The sequence below is a fragment of the Planktotalea sp. genome, from assembly GCF_049680325.1.
Taxonomy (GTDB): domain Bacteria; phylum Pseudomonadota; class Alphaproteobacteria; order Rhodobacterales; family Rhodobacteraceae; genus Planktotalea.
Window position 1 is genome coordinate 1 of the sequence record NZ_JBAUHO010000004.1, and the last position, 2961, is coordinate 2961.

2 protein-coding genes are annotated in these 2961 nt (G+C 56.0%); both read left to right on the plus strand.

The window, feature by feature from the left end:
- A partial coding sequence (locus WBC85_RS00140) for a glycine cleavage T C-terminal barrel domain-containing protein (protein WP_424432661.1) occupies nt 1-2144 on the plus strand: 2144 nt, incomplete at its 5' end.
- Nucleotides 2137-2703: a sarcosine oxidase subunit gamma gene (locus tag WBC85_RS00145; protein WP_424432662.1), complete on the plus strand. Its 567-nt coding sequence runs from the start codon at nt 2137-2139 to the stop codon at nt 2701-2703. The genes WBC85_RS00140 and WBC85_RS00145, both read left to right, overlap by 8 nt.
- Nucleotides 2704-2961 lie beyond the last annotated feature (258 nt).

Sequence of the window (2961 nt, forward strand, 5' to 3'; positions counted from 1 at the left end):
GGCCTTTGAGCTTTGCAGGCAATGATATTCCTGGCGTCATGCTTGCTTCTGCGGTGCGCGATTACGCGGTGAACTATGGGGTGTCCATCGGGGATCGCACGGTTGTTGTGACCAATAACGACGATGCATATCGCACAGCAATTACATTGAAAAAGCTTGGTCTTGACGTGCCGTGTATCATTGATGCGCGCGAAGGCGGGGCAGGTGATTTGGCCGACGAGGCCAAGGCGCTCGGCATCCGCGTTGAAACAGGCAAGGCCGTCGGCATGGTCAAAGGCGGCAAACGCGTAGAAGCGGTTGAACTTTGTTCCCAAGCGGGTCAGGGCGGCGCGTTGGAGGTGATCCCATGCGATGCGGTGGCAATGTCTGGCGGCTGGTCCCCTGTGGTGCATCTTTGGTCCCATTGCGGTGGCAAACTGGTTTGGGACGAGGCGCATGCGCACTTTCGCCCCGATGCAGAGCGCCCGCCAACGGGTGCCAAGGGCGAGGGATTTGTTTCCGTCGTGGGCAGTGCAAACGGGCATTTGCAAATGGCAGAGCTGATCGGCGATGCGCATGGCGGCGGTTTGGCGGCGGGCAAGGCGACGGGCGGCAAAGCTGTAAAAGCGAGCACGCCAGAGGGTGGCTATACCTCTGAAAACCCTGTCGAGGCGGTCTGGTTGATGCCACAAGGCGCGGGATACAAGCTGCGCTCAAAGGCTTGGCTTGATTATCAGAACGATGTGAAAGTGTCTGATATCCAACTGGCTGCGCAGGAAGGCTTTGAAAGCGTTGAACACGCCAAACGTTATACCACGCTCGGCATGGCGACGGATCAAGGCAAGTTAAGTAATATCAATGGCTTGGCGATTTTGTCCGATGCGCTAGGACAGCCAATTCCGCAAACGGGAACAACGACGTTCCGTCCACCCTATACGCCCATTTCTATGGGCGCGATTGGCGGGGAAGCGCGGGGCAAAGTGTTCCAGCCTTTGCGCAAAACGCCGATCTATGACTGGAGCAACAGCAATGGCGCTGATTGGGAGCCTGTTGGCGCATGGCGCCGCCCGTTTGCTTATCTTAAGCCCGGCGAAAGCGTGCATGATGCGGTGAACCGCGAGGTAAAGAACACGCGCGAGGCGCTTGGACTGCTGGATGCATCGACCCTTGGCAAGATCATCGTCAAAGGGCCGGACGCGGGCAAGTTCCTTGATATGCTTTATACCAATATGATGAGCACGCTGAAGCCCGGCAAATGCCGCTATGGCCTAATGTGTTCGGAGAACGGTTTCCTGATCGACGATGGCGTTGTTGCGCGACTGGACGAAGAAACCTTCCTTTGTCACACGACCACAGGCGGCGCTGAAAGCATTCACGGCCATATGGAAGAATGGCTGCAAACCGAATGGTGGGATTGGAAGGTTTATACGGCCAATGTCACCGAGCAATTCGCGCAGATCGCCGTTGTTGGCCCCAATGCACGCAAAGTCTTGGAAAAGCTGGGCGGCATGGATGTGAGCAAAGATGCGCTTGGCTTCATGGAATGGGCCGACGGAACGATTGGCGGCTTTGATGCACGCGTTTTCCGCATCTCGTTCTCGGGCGAGTTAAGCTACGAAATTGCGGTGCCAGCATCACAGGGTCTGGCCTTCTGGGACGCGCTGCATGCGGCGGGGCAGGAATTTGGCGCGATGCCTTACGGCACCGAAACGCTGCACATCCTGCGGGCCGAAAAGGGCTTTATCATGATCGGGGACGAAACTGACGGGACGGTGATCCCGCAGGATCTCAACCTGCAATGGGCGCTGAGCAAGAAAAAAGAAGACTACCTGGGCAAACGCGCACATGAGCGTAGTCATATGGCTGATCCCAACCGTTGGAAACTGGTTGGGCTTGAGACTGTTGATGGCTCGGTGCTGCCCGATGGCGCATATGCGGTTGAAGAGGGCGTAAATGACAACTCACAGCGCAATATGTTTGGCCGCGTTACGTCGACCTATTATTCCGCCAACTTGAAGCGCGGCATCGCCATGGGGCTTGTCCGCGGCGGCCCGGAACGCATGGGCGACGTGATCGATTTCCCCAAGGTGGACGGCACAATCATCAAGGCGAAAATCGTTGATCCGGTGATCTATGATCGCGAAGGAGAAAAGCAAAATGTCTAATGCTGTAAGTGCTTTGCAGAGCGTTGCTTATACAGATGGTATCGCGGAGGTGCACGAATTGGGCCTGCGCGGTATGGTGACACTGCGCGGTGATTTCACCGACAAAAAGCTTATCAAGGCGCTCAAAGCGTTGGTTGGCGCGATGCCCGAGCAGCGCGAAATCCTGCACAAAGACGACAGAAGCGTCGCTTGGATGAGCCCGGATGAGATGTTGCTAATGATGCCCCATACTCAAGCGGCCAGCACCGTTGAGAACCTGAACGCATCGCTTAATGGCACACATTTCCTTGCAGTGAATGTGTCTGATGCCCGGGCTGTCTTTGAAGTGACGGGCGAACATGCCAGAGAAGTCATGGCAAAACTTGCGCCCGTGGATTTTGCACGCGATGCGTTCAATGAGGGTATGTTCCGCCGCACACGCCTGGCGCAGGTGCCGGCAGCTTTCTGGATGTCGGACGAGTTGAGCTTCCAGATCGTCTGTTTCCGCTCCGTCGCGCAATATGTCTTTGACCTGCTTAGCGTCGCAGCGCAGCCGGGGTCAGAGGTCGGGGCGCTTTAGGCTTTTATCCTAACTATTTGCATTTGCGGGTCATCTCGATGCATTCTGTGTATCCAATGGAGCAAAAGGAGCGGTTGCTTGAGACGCGTATTGTTTGTGTTCGCTCTGGGTTTGGCTGTTAATGTCGGGAGCGCGCTGAGTGCTTTAGAGACCTGGCGCTGTGAAATGCCTGCCAAGAAAATCAATCATTTTCTGGCTGGGCCGCTGGTCTTTCGGGTAAACGCCGACGGTCAAAGCGTAGCAATATAAACCCCATTT